Origin of the sequence: Mongoliitalea lutea, assembly GCF_014652135.1 — a bacterium.
GTDB lineage: Bacteria > Bacteroidota > Bacteroidia > Cytophagales > Cyclobacteriaceae > Mongoliitalea > Mongoliitalea lutea.
In genome coordinates, this window is sequence record NZ_BMYF01000001.1 from 191,610 (window position 1) to 214,817 (window position 23,208).

Here is a 23,208-nt window from a genome sequence, read left to right on the forward strand (position 1 = left end):
GTTTTGAAGGATTAAATTTAAAATTCAACATTCGAAGATATAAAAAATGACCATGTTCACAAATAGACGTGTTTGGGAAACTTAAATACAACACTAGTTTAATATATAGGTAATCACTAGCCATTTTCAAATATTTACTTTTGTGGAAGTAAAATTTCTTTATTAGGTATTCATTTAGATAAAAAGAAGTCCTCAATCAGGACTTTTTTTTGTTGGTGTGACATTCAGCACATTTTTTTGATTGGTAAAGAACGTACTTTTGACCTTGTTTTATTAACTTAAGCTATGGAACTGGATATACAAATTGTCATTGTTTTAGGAATTTTAGTTGCCACAGTTATCATGATGGTTTTTGAAATTTTTCGAATTGACGTGGTTGCCATTATTACAATGCTAGCACTTGGGTGGTCAGGCGTATTGACCCCTGATGAGATGCTCAAAGGTTTTTCCTCCAATGCAGTAATTTCCATGCTGGCAGTAATGATTTTGGGATATGGTATCACCACAACAGGCGTAATGGAGCGTTTTTCTGAGGCAGTTCTTAAAAAAGTAGGTAATGATAAAAATAAAATTATTGGCTTTCTTGGTCTCTCGGTGGGTACACTATCCGCATTTATGCAAAACATAGGCGCAGCAGCACTCTTTTTACCAGGTACATTAGATATTTCCAGAAAAACGAATATTCCTGCCACGCAACTTATCATGCCCTTGGGATTCGCTGCTATTCTCGGAGGTTCCTTGACAATGGTGGGATCCGGACATCTAATTCTAATCAATGATTTACTTAAAAATGCATCCTTAGAGCCCTATGCTCTTTTTGCAGTAACACCAGTTGGCAGTGTTTTATTGATTGCTGGAATCGTATATTTCTTTGTATTAGGAAATTATGTACTTCCTAAGGAAGGAAAAGGCGAAAAAAAGAAATCTGCACAAGAGCAATTGATAGAAACACTTCAGCTGCCAAATAATTTATGGTATTTTAGTATACAAAAAGAAAGTTCTCTCATAGGAAAAACCACTGAATCATCCGGCATTTGGAAAGACTTCCAGTTAAATCTAATTGCCTTAGCTGATGGTGAAAATGTTATATATGCTCCTTGGAGGGAGACTTCATTTTCACAAGGTCAAATCCTCGCACTTTTAGGTTCTGAAAAAGAAGCTAAGCGGTTAGCAAGCATTTTTGGTTTAAAAGAGACAACACAACCGGCAATTTTCAATCGACTAAGTAAGCCAGATGAATCTGGTTTTGCGGAAATCATCATTGGAACAGGTTCAGAATTGATCGGGCATTCACTACGAGATTTTGCATTTCGAAGAAAATTCGCCTTGGAACCCTTGATTTTATTTAATAATGGCAGTGAGATCAAAGGTGATTTTTCGGATCATCATTTTCAAAAAGGTGATACCTTGATTGTTTATGGACTTTGGGACAATATCAGAAGCCTTAAAAATAATACAGACTTTATTCTTGCTACTCCGATTGAGGCTGAACCTAAAAACCAATCCAAAGCAGTTCCTGCAATTACGAGCTTCGCTTTTGGGATAATTCTAACATTTCTTGGAGTCCCCATTGCTTTGGCTTTTTTGACAGGTGCTATAGCAATGATTTTATCAAGGGTAATTACGATTCAGCAAGCTTATAATGCAGTGGATTGGAAAGTAGTATTCCTTTTGGCTGGCTTAATTCCACTCGGAATAGCGATGCAAAAATCTGGAGCTGCATATTTTCTCGCCCAATATGTAATGCAAGTGATAGAAGGTCAGCCAGTGATCGTTTTATTAACAGCTATTACGATTCTTAGTACTATATTCTCTCTATTTATGTCGAATGTAGGAGCAGTGGTTGTATTGGCTCCATTAGTGATTGGAATGGCAGAGATTGCTGGGCTTGATCCTAGACCTTTGGTTTTATTGGCTGCAATTGGTGTTTCAAATTCATTCTTGTTACCTACACATCAAGTAAATGCACTAATGATTTCAGCAGGAGGTTACCAAAACAAAGATTACATAAAAGCTGGTAGCGGTTTGACAGTGATTTTTGTGATTTTAACAGTTGCAGTATTCTATTTATTTTATGTTTAATTGAAAAATAAGAGGAATTTTTCGGTTTGCTAAATATGTTTTGGGGAAAGATTCCCCAGTTCAACACTTATTGCCACAGTTTAGAACTAAGAATTACCTCTTAGCAGATATCTGCTGTTTCCAAAACATGACTTCCATAAATTTGAGGGCCTATTAAAATTAGCCTAATCATGAAGTATTGGATTTCTTTTTTTCTTGTTCTTATCATTTTTCCAAAATCAGGATTTACACAATCTTTTTCTATCAAAGGAACAGTAAAAGATGAGCGCAAGAACGACGTAATGCCATTTGTAAATGTGTTACTTCTTTCAGCATCAGATTCCTCACAAGTAAGTGGAAGTGTAACGGATATAGATGGAACGTTTGAATTGTCCAATGAAAGGCGTGGAAGCTACATTTTAAGGATACAATTCATAGGCTATAAAGACTTAATTAAAGTAATTGAATTGACAGAACCCCTTAATTTAGGAAATTTATACATACGAGAGGAAGCACAAGATTTAAATGAAGTGGTCGTACAAGCCAGAAGATCAACGGGAACACAAAAAGGTGACACTACTCAATTTAATGCCGACGCATTTAAGACAATGAAGGATGCTTCTGCCCAAGCTTTAATAGAAAAGTTACCAGGAATAAGTTCAGATGGTGGTGTTCTTCAAGCCCAAGGAGAAAATATTGCACAAATACTGATTGATGGAAAACCTTTTTTTGGAAACGATGTAACAGCTGCTTTACAAAATATCCCAGCTGAAATGATCCAAAGTATTGAGATTTTTGATCAACTTTCTGAAAAGGCCCAATTGAGTGGATTTGATGATGGAGAGAGACAAAAAACCATCAACATTATTACTAGACCTGACCGAAAAAAAGGCCAATTCGGTAAAACTACAGCTGGTTATGGATCTGATGACCGCTACCTTGCTGGGGCATCAATCAATGTTTTTGATGAAGACACCCGATTAACATTTACCGGTTTAAGTAACAATGTAAACATTCTGAATTATTCAGCAGATCCCAACGCTCAAACCAATGCAAGCCCTCAAGAAGGAGTTATTACCACCAATTTATTTGGTGCAAATTACACAGACACTTGGGGAGAGAAAATAAAGGTCACTGGTAGTTATGTATTTACACGTACAGAAAATCTTGGGATTGAAAGCAGGATAAGAGAGTTTATTACATCTGATGATGAAAACCAATTTTATGCAGAAAATAGCCGTGATATTAGAATAAATAACAGACATCAGGCCAATCTAAGATTTGAATATCAGATTGATGAAAAAAACCGCATTCTATATATTCCACGTTTCTCTGCTCGCTTTGAAAATGAGAAATCTGGCTTCGAAGGTGAAACTACTCAGGCAGGAAACCTGATCAACACCGTAGAAAATACACGATTAGGAGCATATGGTGATTTTGATTTATTTAATAGATTTTACTATAGTCACAAATTCAATAAGCCTGGCAGGACCTTTACTACTCGATTGAATTTTAGCACAAATTGGAACAACGATGAATCTAACCGAGAGGCTATAAATACATTTTTTAATGAAACTGGAGCGGATGAGGAAATCCTTAATCAGTTAACGACCAGAGAAAGAAGAGGTAATTCCTGGAATGTAAGGCTCTCCTATACTGAACCAGTAGGAGATCATGGACAAATGGAGTTGGAATACTCACTAGGAAACAGAAATAATCGATCTGATCAATTACTCTTTAATATATTATCGGATACAGGGGTTTCAGAGCAGTTAATGCTGGATACAGCCCTTAGTAATTCATTTCAGAGTACCTTTCTAAGGAATCAATTAGAATGGGGATACCAATATAAAAAAGAAAAATTACGAATTCAGGTAGAGATTGAATACCAAAATGCAAAATTGGATAACGATCAGTTTTTTCCCAATGCAGAGGTTCTTAACCGTACGTTTTCTAACATATTACCAACTATTCGACTGGAATATCGATTTTCGAGTAGAACAAATCTTCAATTGGATTATGACACTTACACCAATGAACCAAATGTTGGGCAGCTTCAGGCTGCAATAAATAATAATAATCCTCTTCAATTGCGGACAGGTAACCCTAATCTAGATCAGGCATTTACCAATCAATTTAGATTGAGGTTCAGAAGTAATAATCCAGAAAAAGATCAAAACTGGAATCTTTTTGCACAAACTAGACTAACAGATAACTTCATTTCCAACAGCACGTTTATTGCCGACGGTCCGATAGATATTGGAGATGGAATACTATTACAACAAGGAGCGCAACTAAATAGACCTGTGAATTTAGATGGCTTTATGGAATTCAGATCATGGTTTAGTTATGGATTACCTTTAGGTTTTATAAAGTCAAATTTAAGTCTAAATACAGGATTGGGAATTACCCAAAGACCCGGTCAAGTTAATGAAGAAATAGGTTTTAACAATTCTAACCGCTACTCTGCTGGATTCAATATTAGCAGCAATATAAGTGAAACTATAGATTTTAATATTTGGTCCAGGTCATCATACAATCAAGTGAACAATTCACTTAACCCCAGACTTAGCAACAATTTTTTCCAACAGCGTTTTAGAGTTAATCTCAATTGGATTATTTGGAAAGGAATCATATACAGAATGGATGTCAATCATCAAATAAATAATGGCTTAGCAGATGGCTTCGACGCGACCTTTACTTTAGTAAATATGAGTTTGGGCAAGAAGCTCTTCAAAAATGAGCGAGGTGAAATCAGTGTAATGGTTTACGATTTACTTGGACAAAATGCAAACGTCAGACGGAGAATTACTGAAACGTATATTGAAGACTTTCAATCAAATGTTCTTCAACGCTACGCAATGATAACTTTTACATATAACTTACGAAGGTTTAGTAAAAACATTGGAGATAGAGAAATAGAGGATATGTTTTCTGGAAATTGATTTAACGTATTAATTTTTTTTTAAATGATAGAAAATCATTTGGGTTATTTTCCATTTTATCTATTTTTGATTTGTCAAGATGTCATCAATGAAATATTCAGAAGTTAAATCCTTCAATTTCTCTCCACTAATTGCGGCAGCTATACTGTTTTTTTTATTTTCTCCTTCAAATGCCCAAGATTCATCTAAACTTGTTGATAGCCTTTACAAAAACCTACAGCAGACGGTAGAATCAAAAGTAAGACTACAACTATTGGCTGGTCTTGTCCGAGAAATTCATTATTCTGATTCAGCCCAACCTTACTACTTGGAAGCCATTTCCTTAGCAAGAGAACTAAATAATTCCAGACTCCTAGCAGAGAATCTGAATAGGTTGGGAGTATATTACAGAAATAAAAATCTACAAGACGAATCACTTTTATACTATGAAGAAGCACTAGCCGTAAGTAAGCAAGCAGATGACTATGTCCAAATAGGCCATTCATTGAATAATATCGGTCAAATTTATTATTTGCAAGGCCTGTTTGATGAGGCCCTTAATTATTACACAGATGCAGAATACTATTTTCAAACATCAGGGGATTTATATGGACTAGCCTACAATTTAACTGGCAAAAGTCTTGTTTTAGGTGCATTGGGACAATATCTAAATGCTTTGGAAGCTATCAATACAGCTATTTCGATTAGAAGTACCAATGGAAATTCAAGACAATTGATAGTTTCTAAATTCAATAAAGCACAACTGCTCATAGATATGGGCGATTTGGATGCCGCAAAAAAAGATGTTTTAGCGTTATACGAATACGGTCTAGAGTATGACTATTTCCGTGCTTTACAGGCTTTAGAACAATTAGTAGTGATAGAACAAAAAAACCGAAATTTCACCAATCTGAAAAAATATGTAGATGAAGCTTTAATCCTTCATAACCAACGTCCAAATAGTGAATCAATTATTGCAATTCTAACAGCAGCAATTGAGGTGGCAACTTTAGAAAAAAATGATAATTGGTTATCCGAATTAGAAGAGTTATTAGCTGAAGAGAAAAAAGAATATAATACTCAAAAAGTTCGTGATTACCTCGCTAAACTTACAATTCAGCGACAAAAAAGAGAAATAGAGCAGCTTAATAGAGAAAATGAATTAAAACTAAAAGCTGAAAAATTCAGGAATTACATTTTCATACTACTTTTTGTTATGAAAATAATCTTGTTGTCTTTGGTAATCCTATATAGGAGATACTTAAACCACCAAAGAAAACTAAATCAAGATCTTAAAGTACAAAAAATTAAGATAGAAGCTCAAGCCAAAGAACTAGTTCAAATCAATCAAGTTAAAGATAAAATATTAAGTATTTTATCCCATGACTTGAGAGGTCCTTTACAATCTCTACAAGGCATGTTGGATCTAATAAATTTAAAATATCTGACTCAAGAAGAGTTTCAAACATATATACCTCAAATTTCAGTTGACTTAGGCAACAACGTGCTCTTGCTTGAAAATCTCTTACTGTGGTCAAAAAACCAAATGCAAGGAATGCAAATCAATAAATCCAAATTCGATCTTTCGGAAATGATTTGCAAAAATTTTCAGCTTATTCAGGCCTCCTCCAATTATAAACAGCAGGATTTAAAGAATAAAGTCCCTGAAGGGACAGAAATTTACGCTGATAAAAATATGATTGAAATTGTTCTTAGGAACCTTTTAAATAATGCATTAAAATTCACTAATAATGGAGAACAAATTTTAGTTAATTCAAGAGACCATTCAGATAATTACTGGATTTGTGTTGAAGACAAAGGAGTTGGTATGAATCAAATCGTAAAAAATAAATTGTTTAAAAATGATTTTTATACCACTCTTGGTACTAATAATGAAGGCGGTACTGGATTAGGTTTGATTATTTCAAAAGATTTAATTGAACATAACAAGGGAACCCTTTGGGTGGAGAGTGAAGAGGGTATTGGTTCAAAGTTTATCTTTACTGTACCAAAACATTAATTAGCCCTCCAAAAATACGGGGTAAAAAGAACTAGCACTGTAAAGAGTTCTAATCTTCCCAAAAGCATCAAAAAAGAAAGAAATATTTTTGCCAAAGGATCGAAAAACGCAAAATTATCCGTTGGTCCGACCATACCAATAGCAGGCCCTACATTGCCCAAGCAAGTAGCAACCGCACCAAATGAAGTAATCAAATCGTAACCCATAATTGAAATAATAATAGAACCAAAGACAAATATCATCAGGTAGATTAATAGAAAAGTCATAATATGTGTAATGATTTTACCTGTAACACGATCACCATTTATTTTTAAAGGAATTACTGCCCGTGGATGTACAATCCTTTTAAACTCCAGATAAGAGTTTTTGAAAAAAGTTAGATGTCTTACAAATTTAATCCCACCTGAAGTAGAACCTGCGGACGCTCCCAAAAACAACATCATAAAAAACACTAAAGTAACTCCAGGATGATATAATGTGTAATCATCAGTGATGTAACCCGTTGTAGTAATTAAAGAAACTACCTGAAAAAGAGAATTTCGGAAAGATTGTTCTACAGAGTGATTTCCATATACAAAAATAGGAACAGACAATAATACAGCTAAAATAATCAGTGTGAAAAGATATGCCCTAAATTCATCTGATTTCCAAACACGGTCCCATTTACCTTGGAGCCCAAAATAGGTGATTGTAAAGTTTGTTCCAGCAAGAAACATAAAAACAATAGCTGTGTACTGAATTAATTCGCTATCATAAAAGGCCATGGAGTCATTTTTAGTTGAAAACCCTCCTGTAGCCATGGTCGTTAAGCCATGGTTGACTGCATCAAAAAATGTCATTCCTTCTAAAAAATATAACACAATTACAGTGATAGTAAGGCCTACATAAATCAACCAAAGCCTTTTTGCAGTCTCTCGGATTCTAGGATGCAGCTTGTCTGATGTTGGCCCAGGAGACTCTGCCACAAATAATTCAATACCCCCGATCCCTAACAAAGGAAAAATAGCAACTGTCAGTACAATGATACCTAAACCGCCAATCCATTGCGTCATGGACCTCCAAAATAAAATACCCTGAGGCATAATTTCAATATCAACCATAGTTGTTGCCCCTGTTGTAGTAAGTCCAGATATTGTCTCAAACACGGCATCTGAAATACTCATTGGGTTGTCCATAAGTACATATGGAAGCATCCCAAAAATGGACATAAATAACCAACTTAAGGATACTATTAAATATCCTTCCCGCTTACGAATATTTTGATCTTGTTTTGAAAATGAAAAAAAAAGTAAACCTCCTATGGTCAAAGATGCCAAAGCTGCCGAAATTAGGGCCCTTTGATCTCCTGAGTTAAAATAAAAAGAAAAGGCTATTCCAGGTAACATCAATACTGTTAACAGCATTAGTAGACCACCCATGATTTTAGCGATTTCTTTATAATGTATCATTCTAATTAAATAATTTTTCCAAGGAATATTTTGCTTCAGGCAAAGTTAAAATAATCACTTTATCATGAATCATGAGCTGGAAATCACCATTTGGAATAAATACTGCCTCTCCCCTAATAACTCCAGCAACAATAGCCGCCTCAGGAAAATGCAAATCCTTCAAGGCATGTTTGGTCACTCGGTTCCCCTTAGTTATCTCATATTGGATAATTTCAGCATCCACACCATAAATACCGGTCAATGCTTCCACCTTACCCTTTCTTAAGTATCGGGTAATTTCATTAGCAGCTACAATTTTTTTATTAATCAAAGAGTCTACACCAATACTATGAGAAATATGAATGTACTCACGAGTATCCACATGAGCTATTGTTTTATAAACACCATGATTCTTTGCAGAGAGAGAAGTAATGATATTAGTTTCAGAGGACTCTGTTAATGAGATGAATGCTTCCATCTCTTCTAATCCCTCCTCTATCAATAATTCAATATTTTTATAATCTCCATGAATGACAAGTGTGTCATTTAATCGTTCAGCAAGCCACTTACATCGCTCCTTATCTTTGTGAACTAATGTAACACGATAATCTTTTTCCAATTTCAATGCAGTGGTATACGCCATATCTTCGCCTCCGATAATCATGACATTCTTTATACCTACTTTTCGCTGTCCTACTAACTCAATAATAGATGATACCGCTTTTTTATTGGAAATAAAAAATACGTGATCATTATTTCGGATGAGTGTATTGCCCCTAGGGATAATTGTCAACTGATCACGGACAATTGCAATAATTTTGATGTCCTCAAATAGAGGATTATTTTTCATGTCTGAAATCTTTTTATTGACCAAAGTACAGGATTGGTCTAAGGGAATTCCAACAACATTGAGCTTTCCTCCTTCAAATTCAAAAACATCTGTAAATGTTGAATTTTGCATCATCCTTGATATCTCACCACTACAAAGAACAGTTGGAGAAATTAAATTATCGATACCAAGGTTCTTAAAATATTGCTCGTGATCTACTTGAAGGTATTCATGATTTCGTACTCGTGCAATCACACGTTTGGCACCTAGTTGCTTTGCTAACGTGGCCGCAATGATATTAGTCTTTTCAGAAGTAGTCACTGCCATAAACATGCTTGCAGTCCGAACATTGGCATTCTTTAAAATTTCCAATGATGTAGCATCTCCTAAAACAGATAAAACATCCAAATGGGCAGATGCATTGTCTAACACATCCTTATCTTGATCGATCAGCGTGATATCTTTGTTTTCAAAACTTAACTGTTCAGCTAAGTGATAACCCATGTCACCAGCTCCAGCTATGACAATATTCATTCCCATAAGTAACGATTCCTATTAATCAATTAAATAAAAAAGATATTGATTGATAAGCGAAAGGTAGGGAGTTTTTAATGAATCTCCCAAAAAAGTAAATAGGTACACAACATCTATTTACAATAATTGGATAAATATTTGTCTGCCTCTTTTCTTCCTAAACTTGAAGCTAAAGTCCAATCTGCACACGCTTTATTACCTTGATTGGTTTTATAATAACAAAAACCACGATTGGTTAACACATCTGGATTTTTGGGATTAAGTTTTAAAGCATAATCATAGTCAGGGATTGCTTTTGCATGTTGATTAGCTTTTAAATATGAATTACCACGATTGAAATAATACGCCCAAACTAAAGGAAAATCCTCACCATTTATTTTACTGTAGGCTATGGCGTCAGAATAAGCTTGGATTGCCTCTTGTAATCTACCATTCTTTTGTAATATGTTCCCTAAATAATAGGCTAATTCATCATTCTCTTCAAAAATAGTTAGTGCTTTTTTAAGAATAGTGACTGTTTGATCTGTTTTATCAGGAAGCTGACTTCCAGCTTTATACAAGTTCATGTAACCAAAAATAAATGAAGGATCCGACTCAACAACTTTTTCCAAAATCCTATATGCAGATTCAATATTTCCTTTATTCATCATGTCAATTGCGGTATTGGTGATAACAATTGAGTTATCCCTTTCCTCTGCATCAACTTCAAATATTTGTTGTCCAAAAACATTGAACGTTAACACACTGCATAACAATACACAGTAAATAAGCCTTAGTGTCATAATCATTCTATTATTCTTTTTTGATCCAATTTGCACATCTATTTCTCAATTTACTTATACGAAATAAGCCTTTTAAACCAACGCCAATATTCAATGTAATGTAAGCTATCCATATTACAAAAATATAAAAAAGAGTTTAGTTTTGTATTCAAAGTTTTATAAGCTCGGTTCAAATAAACTAAATGCAGCATTACCATTAATAGATTACATCAATTGGGTTTAATCAATTTCATAAGTATTTTAAAAAATAAAGAACTCATAATATATCTTCAAATTAAATAATTTGGCTTTATCACTTGCAACTACAAATAGCATTTCAGATTTGTGAACATTAACTATTGGTCCGAAACAAATCTTTTTTTAAAAATAAAACTTTGAAAACAAATTCGTTTTTATACCTTTGCAACTCGTTAAACGATTCAAATGGAAAGTTTAACCCTCGGGGTGTAGCGTAGCCCGGTATCGCGCCACATTTGGGATGTGGAGGTCGTAGGTTCGAATCCTGCCACCCCGACAAAAAGCCAGTTTAGACTGGCTTTTTTTTGCTTCATTAGTTTACTTTTATAGAAATAACCCTACTAATCATCACACAAAGTTTCCATGGGTAACTCTTTGACAAAAAATGGTTTATGATTTTATATTAAAGAAAAAAAGGGATTAAGTGATTCCACTTCATCCCTTTATTTCGATGATTTTCACTTACAATTAAAACAATTTTTCGAAAATCTTATAGGTAATCAAATACGTTGGCTTCACTCCTTCCATTCCTAGCGCACCTGAAGCGAGGGTGCTTCCTGTTTCTAGTGGATTATCTGAAGCATAATATGCATACAATACCTTGACATCTTTGCCAATGCTTTGGCGGATACGACTTTCAGATTGGATGGCTTTTTGGTAGTGGGCACCTTCCATTTCCAAACCTATGGCCTTCCAGGAGGATTGCATCAAATAGCTTAGAACATCTTTGTTTTGCAAGGATGTTCCCAATACGGTGAACATGGTTCCTTGGTAAACTCCCAAACCATAACCTTCAAAATCTTCTTTGGTAAATAGATTTTCTAATGGATAATTATCAGCAGTACCTTCAAAAACATGGCTATCCGGGATCATGATATCTCCCTTATGACCTGTCAAAATACCGGCTTTACCCATGATGCTTGCTGATTGTACCCGTAAAGGATGCAAACTGCCATCAGCCGCTTCGTAAGGCTTCAATAATTCATCGAAACACTCATAAGCTTGCTCACCAAAGGCATAATCCATTACCAAAATCACCGGTCTATCCTTTTTGTCTTTCGGTAGTTTTTTACCAGGAATGATGGTATCTACAGTCATTTTAGCTGTATCCAATAGTTGTACATGGATATTGGTACCAGATTCATCATTGACCTCAATAAATCCATGGTTTAAGGCATAGGAATAAATATCCTTTGCTTTGTTGTTTTTGGCATTTTGGCTGATGGCAATGGCTTCTTTTTCAATGGCATCAAATGATTTGAGTCCCAAAGCCTGATGACCATAGACCGTATTCAATACAGAGTGTAGATTCGCTGAAATGATGTGGATAGGTCTATCAATCAGGCCTTCTTCGTACAATACTTTCTTGATATCATTCGCCCATAACTCCCCGTATACGTGGTGACCAACGCGCATACGAAGCGTTGCTGAGAATGAAATTTCCCGATCTAATTCATGGAAAGCCTCATCCATGGACATTTTTCCCAAGTGATATACCACATGGAATAAACTGTGCACATGATTAGACTTTTCAAACTTCATTACAGCTTCATGTGTTTCTTCGAAGGTACGTCCGATAACATGGCTTAGGTAGGAACAAGCCACCTCCAAATCAAACTCCTCTCCCCTCGCCTCTTTTTCTACCAACTGACCAAGCATCCTCCAATTGAGGTCAATCCTGCCCTTAGGGTCTGTACTATTGCGACGGATTTTTTCAGACTCAATATATAAGAATGTCAAATGTGTCAAAATATCGTAGATATCGGAGCGACCCCTTGTCATCTCCACATACATCTGATCCGCATCTACACGGTAGCAGTTTCTTTTTCTTTTTGGAGGTACGATTGTAGGGAAAGTAGAATTTTCGTAGCCTTCTCTACTGATCAAGCGAATGTATCTACATTCTTCAATTCCTTTAGGAAGACGCTCCATGACATATAATAGCCCGTCCAACTCGATTTTTTCGTCCTCGGCCAATGCGCCGTATATTTCAGGACTTAACACCAAAAGTGAATCTACAAGCGATTCACCGGAAACTCCCATCGGTTTGTAAGACCCTCTCATAAAAAGATGTCTCATGGTGATGTACAGTTTTTCGATGGCGGCTCTTGATTCTTGTGCTCTAGTTCTTTGCATAATTTTAAAATTAGTTATTAGATAAATTCGGCAAAATTACATATTTCTCACGAGAGTATTACTATCAATCGTTAAAAATCTGTTTTTGCTCTAGTGATAGCGTTCACGTAAAATAGTTAAATGATGCGCTGCATGCCCTGGAATGATGGCAATCAAAGCTCTTACGGATACCTTGTTATCATTAGCAGTTCCTGTTAGTAGAAATTGCTCCTGCGTGATGGTTTGCAAAAGCGCTGCAATTGCCTTTCTATTGGCGGCGAAATCTTCTATCAAACTTTCTATGGAAAATTGATTGAATTGACCATTGGCAATATAAACATCCTGATCAAAGCCCGGTAAACTCGCTTCTTCTCCTCTGGCAAAACAAAAGGCCCGGAAAGCCATGACCCGATCCGTATCGGTAATATGGGCTAATAATTCCTTGGGAGTCCATTTGCCGACCGCATAAGGAGTTTCAGCCCAAGCTTCATGCTTATCTTTAAAAATAGACCGTACTTCCTCAATTTGATCTACAATCAACGCATGAACATCTTTTTCAGCGATGTTTTCCAAATAACTTTGGTAATACGGGTGGTATTCTCCCGTTGAGGGCATCATGCTTGCATTCATGTAAAAGCTGTTTTATTGGGTTTATACTTCAAGCTAAATTAGAATCCTAAGCGCATTTAAAAAATCAACCTATGAAAAATATTTTTCTGATTTGCTGTATGTGGATTACATTCAGTGGTTTTTCCCAGACACAGCTCATCCATCGCAAAGCTAGCATCGCTCAGATGATCGATGAAATCTCTGCTGAGAATTTGGAAAAGTACGTTCGTGACCTATCGGATTTCCGCACCCGCCATTCCTTAAGCAAAGGCACTATTAATAAAGAAGGGATCGACGCTTCCCAAGCCTATGTATTGGAATTGTTTCGATCATTTGAAGCGCAAGCAGGCGGTAGGTTAAGTGCTACAATTGATTACTTTACGGTAGCAAGTGATGGTCGCAGGATTCCGCAAGATGTTCAGATGGGCAATGTTATGGCAACCTTAAAAGGTACTGATCCAACAGATGATCGCATTTTTATGGTAACCGCACATATTGACAGCCGTGCCACCGATGTGATGAATGCCACGATCGATGCACCAGGAGCAAATGATGATGGTTCGGGAGTAGCAGCAGTCATTGAATTATGCAGGATTATGTCCAAAAGAGAATTTCCGGCCACGATTGTCTTTGTTGCTTTAACTGGTGAAGAACAAGGACTGAAAGGTGCTAATCATTTGGCTGAGCGTGCCAAGAATGAAAATTGGAACTTGGTTGCATTACTCAATAACGATATGCTCGGTAACAGCAACTCCTCTCAAACCAATATCAATGATAACACCCGTGTACGAATTTTTTCTGAAGGTATCCCAGCAGCAGAAACAGAGCGTATGGCAGCTATCCGACGCTATACGAGTTCTGAAAATGATGGCAAAGCCCGTCAGCTTGCTCGGTATATGAAAGAACTAGGAGAACGCTATGTGGATCAGTTAGAAGTAAAATTAATCTACAGAAATGATCGGTTCTTACGAGGTGGTGATCATACTCCATTTGTACAGCAAGGCTTTACAGCGATCCGCGTGACAGAGATGAATGAAAATTATTACCGGCAACATGAGGATGTACGGGTTGAAAATGGTATTCAATACGGTGATTTACCTGAATTTGTGGATTTCGAGTATATGCGTAAAAACACGGGATTGAATTTGGCCTCTTTGGCATCCTTGGCCTCGGCACCTTCTGAACCTCAGAATGTAGGTGTCGATGTTAGAAGGTTGACCAATACTACTACTTTGCGTTGGGAAGCTCCTGCCATAGGAAAAGCCAAAGGATACTATGTGTTGATGCGGGAAACTGACCAATCCATGTGGCAGAAGAAATTCTACACTGAAGACCTTACCTTAACCATCCCCTACTCCAAAGACAACTACTTCTTTGCTGTTCAATCCGTTGGTCAGGATGGAGATGAAAGTTTAGCAGTCTTTCCTCAACCAATTACCCGCTAAATCAGGCTTAAAAAAGTTTTGAAATAATCTCATCTATGAGTTAAACACCATAAAGGAGTACAAGGTCAGGATAAGTGAAGGCATTTTCTTGAGCTTTGTACTCTTTTTGTTTTTTTGACACGAAATTTTCAACTATAAACACATTTTTAATGTGTTGAAAATCAAGTATTTCACTTGTATTTATGGATTTTTTACTGTAGCTTTCTTGACAACTTGTTTCAACCATTCATTTTTCACCAAACCACCATGGAAACCAAATTCAATTTCACCAAAATGACGCTAGCTGAGTTTGAAACTTGGCTTCAAGCTATCAGGGTCGGTCGGACCATTTTAAAAGTCCAGCAGCACCATACCTACATTCCTTCCTACCAGCATTTTAACGGTTCCAATCATTTTCAAATGCAACGGAGCATGCAAAATGTGCATATCAACAGCAATGGCTGGTCGGATATTGCCCAACATTTCACGATTTTCCCAGATGGAACCATTATGACTGGACGATCTTTGGAAAGTACACCAGCAGGTATCGTTGGTCAAAACAGTAATGCCATTTGCATGGAGCATATCGGTTTTTTTGACAAGAATAAAGATCAAATGAGCGCGGAGCAAGCAGCTTCAATTGTTGGGGTTACTGCGCTTCTCTGCAAGAAATTTAACCTTCCTGTCAATTTGCAGACGATTATTTACCATCATTGGTACTCCAGTAAATCCTGTCCCGGAACAAATTTCTTTGGAGGCAACAAGCGAAATGATTGCGAGCAGCACTTTTTGCCCTTGGTAAGACAAGCCATGCAGGGTTCTGTTAAAAGCAGCGATGAAAGCATTTTGAAATACGCCATTACTACCGCTTCGAGATTGAATGTCCGTAGAGGACCAGGAACAAATTTCCCTTTGGCAAAAGATCGAGCACCGCTAGAAGCAAATTCCGTCATTCGGATTTACAATGAGCAACCTAGCTGGTATCAAATTTCCAAAAATGCTGATCATTGGGTTTCTTCCCGGTTTACTCAAGATGTGACTCGATTCAAAGTTAAACCGGCGGTTCTCAATGTGCGTTCAGGACCGGGAACCAACTTTTTTATCGTAGATAAGCTGAGGAAAGATGAAGATGTATTTATCTCTGAATTTTCCGGGATTTGGGCAAAAATAGGCTTGGAAGACCGTTGGGTATCCAAGAACTTTCTAGAAGAGTTTTAGTACTAAAGGGCCACTAAAACTCCTTTCTAACAAACAAACCGAAGGCTTGTGACCAAGAGGTTTGTCGGATGCCACTTTCCTCGGCAGTAAATTGACTGGTATCTAATCCGAATCCAAATTGGAATGTGCGGTAATCCAAACCGACTCTTGCCGCTTGTTCACTGAAATTATGTGTCCTGAAATTAAAGTTAGAATTGGCAATAACTTGGGTGAAAAGTTTGAGCTTATCTGTAAGCTTTGGTCTGAATTGAATAAAACCAAAGATATCCATGTTTGCACTTGACCGAAGTTCAACACTCGGAAATAAGCTTACCAGCCAGGTATCGGTTACCTTTGTAAAGCTTACTGCTGCTACAGGGGAAAAGCCTTCTTGGGTTACAAACCCTCCCAAAGCCAATCCAAAGTTTTCATTAAGCGCATAGTCAATTGCTGAATAGTTAAACAATTGATTTTGAAAGTCTGGACTATGGCCAATTCGGAAAATGTTGTAACTAAAAAAGCTAAAGCGAGAGCTGTCTGAAAATGCCAATTGTCCCCAAAATTCATGACTGGTATAGCCTCTTGAGGAAAAGATTTCTCCAACAAACTGAGCATATGAAGATAGCTGGAATCCTAAAAAGAAAGTAAGAATAAAGATGAATTTTCGAGCTTTTCTAGTAATCGAACCCATGAACCCCTAATAACTGTTTCCGGCTAGTTTAACAGAACTTGGTACCTAAAAAGTTTGGGCTGATCATACATTTTTTAAAATGAACTAATAATCTTCATTGCCAAGCCTACTTTCTATATCCATTTGCTCAGGTAAAATCCTGATAACTTCAACTTTTAAATCTTTTAAGATTTTCTTTAAAATCAAAATTTTCTACCCTTGGACTTTCTAATCCTTTTTCAATAGCATGCCTCAATGCTAACATTTTATTTTCTTCATCTTCCAAAAGTCTAAGTCCAGCACGAATAACTTCGCTAACATTTTTATAACGTCCAGCTGACACCTGTTGGGCAACGAATTCGTCAAAATATGAACCTAGTGAAATAGATGTGTTTTTTATGGTATTTCTTTTTTACAAATTTACCAATTTTTGGTAAATTTGATAACTGTATCGAATTCCTACATAAAAAAGTAAAAAAACAAAACTACGTCTCTACGTTGCAAACCTTCTGATCTGCCGTCAGGACATTGTACCAAGTACTAAGTACCACGTAGCAGTAACAGGTACAGCAGTTTGATGAGAAGCTAACTCGGCAGGTTTTAGATATCTATTAAAGCTTTTTATATCCACTCGCTAGCGCAAACCTGCCAGGTTTCTCGTTACCTGTAAATTAAGATCTCAGGGCTGACGCCCCTTGGCCTGAACTTGCGTTAATCTTGGCTTCGAAGATAACAGGGCTAGCGCCCCTTTGAACCACGAATTACCCGAATTACACAAATATTTTTATCGGTTCTCTTTCGTTGGTTATATTCATCATTGTTAGGTATAGCACCAAAAAATTTCAACTCGCATGGCTCGCAATTTCACAAAAACTTAGCTGACTTTCGGTATTCTGGGGATTCAGCGTGTTCAGCGAGATAATCCCGATCCCAACGGGATCATATGTTTATAGTACAAACACACATATGGGGTAGAGTGCGACCCCTAAGGGGTCGAATGTGCTGGAAGCCAATATTTTAGCTATAAACATATGACCTCTTCGAGGTCTTCCTATTCCGTGGTAAATAAACAAAGACCCTTTATACTACCAGAATCCCTACTTGGTACTTTGTACTTCGTACTTGGTACAAGCCCATCTAGCATCTCGCTTCTCATCTCTACTACCATAATCCCTACTTGATTTCCCGAGAATCGGGACAGGCTTTAGTACCTCGTAAACCTGCCAGGTTTTTCGTTCCCTGTAAATTAAGATCTCAGGGCTGACGCCCCTTGGCCTGGACTTGCGTTAATCTTGGCTACGAAGATAACAGGGCTAGCGACCCTTTGAACCACGAATTACCCGAATTACACAAATATTTTTATCGGTTCTCTTTCGTTGGTTATATTCATCATTGTTAGGTATAGCACCAAAAAATTTCAACTCGCATGGCTCGCAATTTCACAAAAACTTAGCTGACTTTCGGTATTCTGGGGATTCAGCATGTTCAGCGAGATAATCCCGATCCCAACGGAATCATATGTTTATAGTACAAACGTACGTATGGGGTAGAGTGCGACCCCTACGTGGTCGAATGTGTTAGTTGCCAAAATTTTAGCTATAAACATATGACCTCTTAGAGGTCTTCCTATTCCGTGGTAAATAAACAAAGACCCTTTATACTACCAGAATCCCTACTTGGTACTTTGTACTTCGTACTTGGTACAAGCCCATCTAGCATCTCGCTTCTCATCTCTACTACCATAATCCCTACTTGATTTCCCGAGAATCGGGACAGGCTTTAGTACCTCGCAAACCTACCAGGTTTTTTGTTACCCGTTAGTTTAAGATCGCAGGGCTGACGACTCTTTTTTGCACCTCAATCCTAATATCAATCATTATCCAATATCAATCAGTATCAAGATTTATTTCACGAAGCATATTTCAATTTATATCCACCTTATTTCGCGAAGCATATTTCCTCTATCAAACACCCAAAATCTATCAATATCCAATATCTACAAATATCCAATATCAATCAATAGCTACTTCCTATAAACCACCTGAATCAATCCAGCAAAAAGCATCACTGCAATACAGCCAATCGCATTGTACCAGAGAAAACCAATATTGATCGGAATACCTAGCAGGCTGCCTCCATTGTTGAAATGGATCAAGAGAATCAATGCCTCTGCTAAAAAAGCTGCGATAAATACCGCATTGCCTTTAACCCATTTCATGTAGAAGCCAACTACAAAGATCCCTAAAATGGTCCCATAGAAGAGTGAGCCTAACAAGTTTACTGCCTGTATCAGGTTTTCGAATAAGGTCGCATAGGTGGCAAATAGAATCGCTATGACTCCCCATAGTCCCGTAAACCATTTGGAAGAAAGCATGTAATGGTACTGAGAACCCCTTTTCGCAATGGAGCGCTTATACAAATCTACTGTGGTTGTACTACCTAAAGCATTGAGTTCAGAGGCTGTAGAGGACATGGCAGCAGAGAAGATTACGGCAAACAACAAACCCACAATACCTTTTGGTAAATAGTCCATCACAAAGCGCATAAAGATATAATCCGTATCTCTTGTTTCGGCTTTTTCGTCATTGCGAACAATCAGCTCCTTGGTTTCCTTCCGGATACTTTCCTGATAGAAAGTCTTCTTTTTAATATTATCCTGCGCCAAAGTAATCCCACGCTTATCATTGATGGCCACTGCATCCAATAAATCCTGAATATCCTTTTTCTTTTCTACAAAGACTTGATTGTACTCTTCTTTTAGGAAATCAAAATCCTGCTTAAACGGTGATTGCTCCAATTGTTCCGTCTGCACCTTATTGAAAACTACCGGAGGCTCGTAAAACTGATAGAACACATACACCATCACCCCAATAAAGAGGATGATAAACTGCATGGGAACTTTCAACAAGCCATTCATCATCAAGCCCATGCGGCTTTGGGTCAAGGAACTCCCGGAAAGGTAGCGCTGCACCTGTGATTGATCTGTTCCGAAGTAGGACAAAAACAAAAACACCGCTGCTGTCATCCCAGACCAGAAATTATACCGGTCAGCTAGGTTAAATTCGAAGTTGACAATATTCAAGCGCTCCATTTTCCCTGCCACATGCATGGCTTCAGTAAACTTGACTGGAAGCATGTTCACTACGAAAATGCCCGCTAGTACCATCCCTCCCATCATCACCGCCATTTGCTGTTTTTGAGTAATGGACACAGCTTTGGTTCCGCCTGATACGGTATAAATGATTACTAAAACTCCAATAAACACATTGGTAAATGTCAAATTCCAGCCTAACAAGGTGGAAAGAATAATGGAAGGGGCATAAATAGTAATCCCTGCCGCAAGCCCTCGTTGGATCAAAAATAATAAGGCCGCAAGCGTTCGGGTTTTCAGGTCAAATCTTGATTCCAAAAACTCATAAGCAGTATACACCTTGAGTTTGTAGTACATAGGAAGAAAAGTCACCGAAAGGATAATCATGGCTACCGGCAATCCAAAATAAAATTGGATGAAGCGCATCCCGTCTTCGTAGGCTTGTCCGGGCGTACTCAGAAAGGTGATGGCCGAAGCCTGTGTAGCCATGATGGACAGACCGATGGTCCACCAATTCATATCACTCCCCCCCCGGATATAGGATTCCATATCCTTAGCACCATAAGTTTTCCATACCCCATAGCCCACAATGGCTGCTAGGGTACCAAACATGACCAACCAATCTATCAGACTCATGAGAAATGCAGGGTTATCCAGTAAAACAGCCCAATCAGAATGATCAAAGCGAGCATCAAACCAATATACCAGTTACGCCAATTGATTTTATTTTCCATTGCCTTGTTCTATCATATTGACAAAAAGCTTGATAGCACCAGGCACACCTGCCGGTAACTGTCTAAACCATGAAATTCCGGAATAAGAATAGGTACCTTTTCCATAGTTTGTAAAAATCAGAGAACCTTGGGTTGGATTTTCTCCCGGATCCTGCATGGTAAATGGAGTTTGATAGTTGGCATCCCAATTACTGGCAAAATACAATCCTCTCTCCTGCACCCAACCGTCAAAATCAGTTTGGGTAACTTGGTTAGGATAACTCATCAATTGGTGTTTGAAATCCACTTCTACAGGACTGCCTTCCACCGTCACACGATCTCTGGAAATGGAGAAAGGATATGGTCCCAATTCACGGGTCAGTAATGGCGAAGATGTATTGTACTGCACAATCACATTCCCCCCTTCTTTGACATATTCCATCAATTGATCCGCATTGTTTGCCAAGGATTGGTTGGTATTGAAAGCACGAATGCCCACAATCACAGTTTTGAATTCAGTAAATCTAAGCAAGTTCAGTTCTGCATCATCCAAAATAGTTAGATCATAACCCAAGCTTCGGAGAATTTCCGGTACATCATCCCCTGCCCCTTGAATGTAGGCAATCTTCCCTCCCGATATTTTCAAATCCATTTTCACCAAATTGATTTTGGTTTCGGTAAAATAGGTCAGATTCGGAATATGCTTGTACAAAATACGTTTGGTATCCTGACCGAAAGATTGGCCATTTGGCAATACATATCGAATATTTACTTCCTTGGTCAATTGATCGGAATCAAGGAATGTAATGTTGTAAACCAACCGTTTTCTTCGCTCATCTGTTCCTGCCAATGCTACACGGTATTGATTAGACTGCAAGCCGTCGATGACGATGGAACCATTATTTTTAAACTGATCTCTGAAAGACACTTCTACTCTGAGGTCATGACGTGAGCCCGGAATGAGGAATACATTGTTTTTATCCAAACTCACATTGACTTCCGGAACCAACGTAAATGGCTGTTGGATTTCTCCATCCACTTGGTCGTTGTATTTGTATCGCAAAGGAACCTCCCAGGAAATACTCTGTCCATCTACGTCAATACTTACTGTCCCTGAAATACTTGGCTCATTAATCGGCGGTCCAATCAACTGAGGATCTTGTATGTCAAAAAGACTTTGTTCGATTCCGTTGGCCAACCAAAAAGGTTGAGATACCGGATAGTCAACCGGGACTTTGAAGTTTAATGGTTGGGAAACCACTTGATTATTGACGGCTAATTGATTCAGGGATTGATTGAACAGCTTTCCTTTGAAATCAATCAACTTCAACTGAATGCCACTAGGGTTATTGAATACAAATTCAGCCGCTAATTCCTCTCCCGGGTAACCGATTTCTTTGCGGATAGTGAATTCTGTTTTGACACCCAAGGTCTGCAAAATCATTCGATCCAAATGGGCTTTTTTCTCATTTACCCACACCGCATTGCTTTGAATTGGGTTCAACAGCTTTCTAATCTCCAATAATTGCTGCGCATGCTGGGTAGGTTGAATGAAGTTAAAGGAAGCAATCAATTGATTTATCCTCGCCTCTATGTCCTTTCCATTGGGGATTTCAAGCCAACGATTGGGAATACCCTCAAAAGGTGAATCTTTAAACGCCTCTCCTTTGACCAGTTCGATGAAATCATTGCCTCTTCCAATTTGAGACGTAGAACCAAACCCTTGTGACTTGTGCATGGTACGGGAATCAGCGGCTATTTGGGAATAGGTTTCACCCAAAAGTGGATTAAAGTCCCCTACTGTGCTGAATGTATGATACAATTTGTCTTCTTTGGGTTCGTACTGCCCTCCCCAAGAGTAGGCATTCCAAAAAATCCTGCGGGCTTTCCAAGGTTGAACGCTGGTCAATTGCTCTGGAAAAACATCTCTTTTATCTGTGATATCAAAAGCCTCGGATGCTAAAATAGCTGAAGTAGTGTGGTGCCCGTGAGTGGTACCGGGAATGGTGTTGAATCGGTTGATGATGATATCAGGCTGGAAGCGTCTGATGATCCAAACCACATCTGAAAGCAGTTCGTCTTTATCCCAGTTCATCAAGGTTTCATCTGGGTTTTTGGAAAAGCCAAAGTCTAAGGCTCTGGAAAACAATTGTCTTCCACCATCCCGTTCCCGGGCTTTCATCAATTCATGGGTTCGGATATAACCTAATTCTATACCAAGTTCTTTGCCGATCAAATTTTGTCCCCCATCCCCTCTTGTCAAAGATAGGTAAGCTACTTGTGCATGCTCCTTATTAGCAAGGTAACCGATCAGACGTGTGTTTTCATCATCTGGGTGAGCAGCGACATAGAGCACACGTTTGGTTTCTTTAAACTTCAACAGATCATGATATAATGCTGAAGAAGGTAAATTCTGGGCATTTACAATCCCTGACAAGCATATAAAATAAGCAATTAACAGTTGGTTAAATTTCTTCATATAGACAGAATTTCCGAAAAGCTAGAAGGAAAGTTTGGAGTTCCAAATAGTTTTTTTGTAAAAGGATAAATGAAATGTAGGAGGGTCATTTGCCAG

The 23,208-nt window shown here is 37.8% G+C and carries 14 protein-coding genes and 1 tRNA gene; 6 read left to right on the forward strand and 9 right to left on the reverse strand.

The genetic code is table 11. The features are described 5' to 3' along the window. Positions 1–285: 285 nt before the first annotated feature. The 3 genes from IE080_RS00790 to IE080_RS00800 all read left to right on the forward strand — a co-directional run bounded on the left by IE080_RS00790 (position 286) and on the right by IE080_RS00800 (position 7,005). Positions 286–2,082, forward strand: coding sequence for an SLC13 family permease (locus tag IE080_RS00790; RefSeq protein ID WP_189578438.1), 1,797 nt, complete (start codon positions 286–288; stop codon positions 2,080–2,082). Positions 2,083–2,252: 170 nt separating this feature from the next. Beyond that, positions 2,253–5,006 (forward strand): outer membrane beta-barrel protein, encoded by a 2,754-nt coding sequence (locus IE080_RS00795; RefSeq protein WP_189578440.1) that lies wholly within the window; start codon positions 2,253–2,255, stop codon positions 5,004–5,006. Between the two features lie 88 nt (positions 5,007–5,094). Then, positions 5,095–7,005 carry an ATP-binding protein gene (locus tag IE080_RS00800; RefSeq protein ID WP_189578442.1) on the forward strand — a complete coding sequence of 637 codons (1,911 nt, stop codon included), beginning with the start codon at positions 5,095–5,097 and terminating at the stop codon, positions 7,003–7,005. Here the strand turns inward: IE080_RS00800 and IE080_RS00805 are convergent. From IE080_RS00805 to IE080_RS00815, 3 genes are all read right to left on the reverse strand, one after another. Beyond that, on the reverse strand, positions 7,002–8,453 hold the full coding sequence (locus IE080_RS00805; RefSeq protein WP_189578444.1) for a TrkH family potassium uptake protein: 1,452 nt from the start codon (positions 8,451–8,453) through the stop codon (positions 7,002–7,004). The genes IE080_RS00800 and IE080_RS00805 overlap by 4 nt on opposite strands. A 1-nt stretch (position 8,454) precedes the next feature. Continuing rightward, complete coding sequence (trkA, locus tag IE080_RS00810; protein ID WP_189578445.1) at positions 8,455–9,801, reverse strand: Trk system potassium transporter TrkA; 1,347 nt, start codon at positions 9,799–9,801, stop codon at positions 8,455–8,457. Positions 9,802–9,908: 107 nt separating this feature from the next. Beyond that, positions 9,909–10,613 (reverse strand): tetratricopeptide repeat protein, encoded by a 705-nt coding sequence (locus IE080_RS00815; RefSeq protein ID WP_229800441.1) that lies wholly within the window; start codon positions 10,611–10,613, stop codon positions 9,909–9,911. Positions 10,614–11,017: 404 nt separating this feature from the next. Here IE080_RS00815 and IE080_RS00820 point away from each other — a divergent pair. Continuing rightward, positions 11,018–11,091, forward strand: a tRNA-Pro gene (locus tag IE080_RS00820). Positions 11,092–11,282: 191 nt separating this feature from the next. Here the strand turns inward: IE080_RS00820 and IE080_RS00825 are convergent. Both IE080_RS00825 and IE080_RS00830 read right to left on the reverse strand, forming a co-directional pair. After that, positions 11,283–12,950 (reverse strand): DUF6909 family protein, encoded by a 1,668-nt coding sequence (locus IE080_RS00825; RefSeq protein ID WP_189578447.1) that lies wholly within the window; start codon positions 12,948–12,950, stop codon positions 11,283–11,285. Positions 12,951–13,040: 90 nt separating this feature from the next. After that, a complete protein-coding gene (locus IE080_RS00830) occupies positions 13,041–13,559 on the reverse strand; it encodes a DinB family protein (protein ID WP_189578449.1) in 519 nt (172 codons plus the stop codon). A 71-nt stretch (positions 13,560–13,630) separates the two neighbouring features. Here IE080_RS00830 and IE080_RS00835 point away from each other — a divergent pair, with 71 nt between their 5' ends. Together IE080_RS00835 and IE080_RS00840 are read left to right on the forward strand one after the other, a co-directional pair. Continuing rightward, positions 13,631–14,983 carry a M20/M25/M40 family metallo-hydrolase gene (locus tag IE080_RS00835; RefSeq protein WP_189578450.1) on the forward strand — a complete coding sequence of 451 codons (1,353 nt, stop codon included), beginning with the start codon at positions 13,631–13,633 and terminating at the stop codon, positions 14,981–14,983. A 246-nt stretch (positions 14,984–15,229) separates the two neighbouring features. Then, on the forward strand, positions 15,230–16,180 hold the full coding sequence (locus IE080_RS00840; RefSeq protein ID WP_189578452.1) for an N-acetylmuramoyl-L-alanine amidase: 951 nt from the start codon (positions 15,230–15,232) through the stop codon (positions 16,178–16,180). Between the two features lie 13 nt (positions 16,181–16,193). Here IE080_RS00840 and IE080_RS00845 read toward each other — a convergent pair whose 3' ends face one another. The 4 genes from IE080_RS00845 to IE080_RS00860 form a co-directional block, all read right to left on the reverse strand. Then, a complete protein-coding gene (locus tag IE080_RS00845; protein ID WP_189578454.1) occupies positions 16,194–16,850 on the reverse strand; it encodes a hypothetical protein in 657 nt (218 codons plus the stop codon). A 148-nt stretch (positions 16,851–16,998) separates the two neighbouring features. After that, positions 16,999–17,229: a type II toxin-antitoxin system ParD family antitoxin gene (locus tag IE080_RS00850; RefSeq protein WP_189578706.1), complete on the reverse strand. Its 231-nt coding sequence runs from the start codon at positions 17,227–17,229 to the stop codon at positions 16,999–17,001. Positions 17,230–18,852: 1,623 nt separating this feature from the next. Next, the gene (locus IE080_RS00855) at positions 18,853–20,556 is read right to left on the reverse strand and encodes a sodium:solute symporter family protein (RefSeq protein WP_189578456.1); all 1,704 of its coding nucleotides are present in this window, start codon (positions 20,554–20,556) and stop codon (positions 18,853–18,855) included. 87 nt (positions 20,557–20,643) lie between these two features. Further along, positions 20,644–23,112 carry a PIG-L family deacetylase gene (locus tag IE080_RS00860; RefSeq protein ID WP_189578458.1) on the reverse strand — a complete coding sequence of 823 codons (2,469 nt, stop codon included), beginning with the start codon at positions 23,110–23,112 and terminating at the stop codon, positions 20,644–20,646. Positions 23,113–23,208 lie beyond the last annotated feature (96 nt).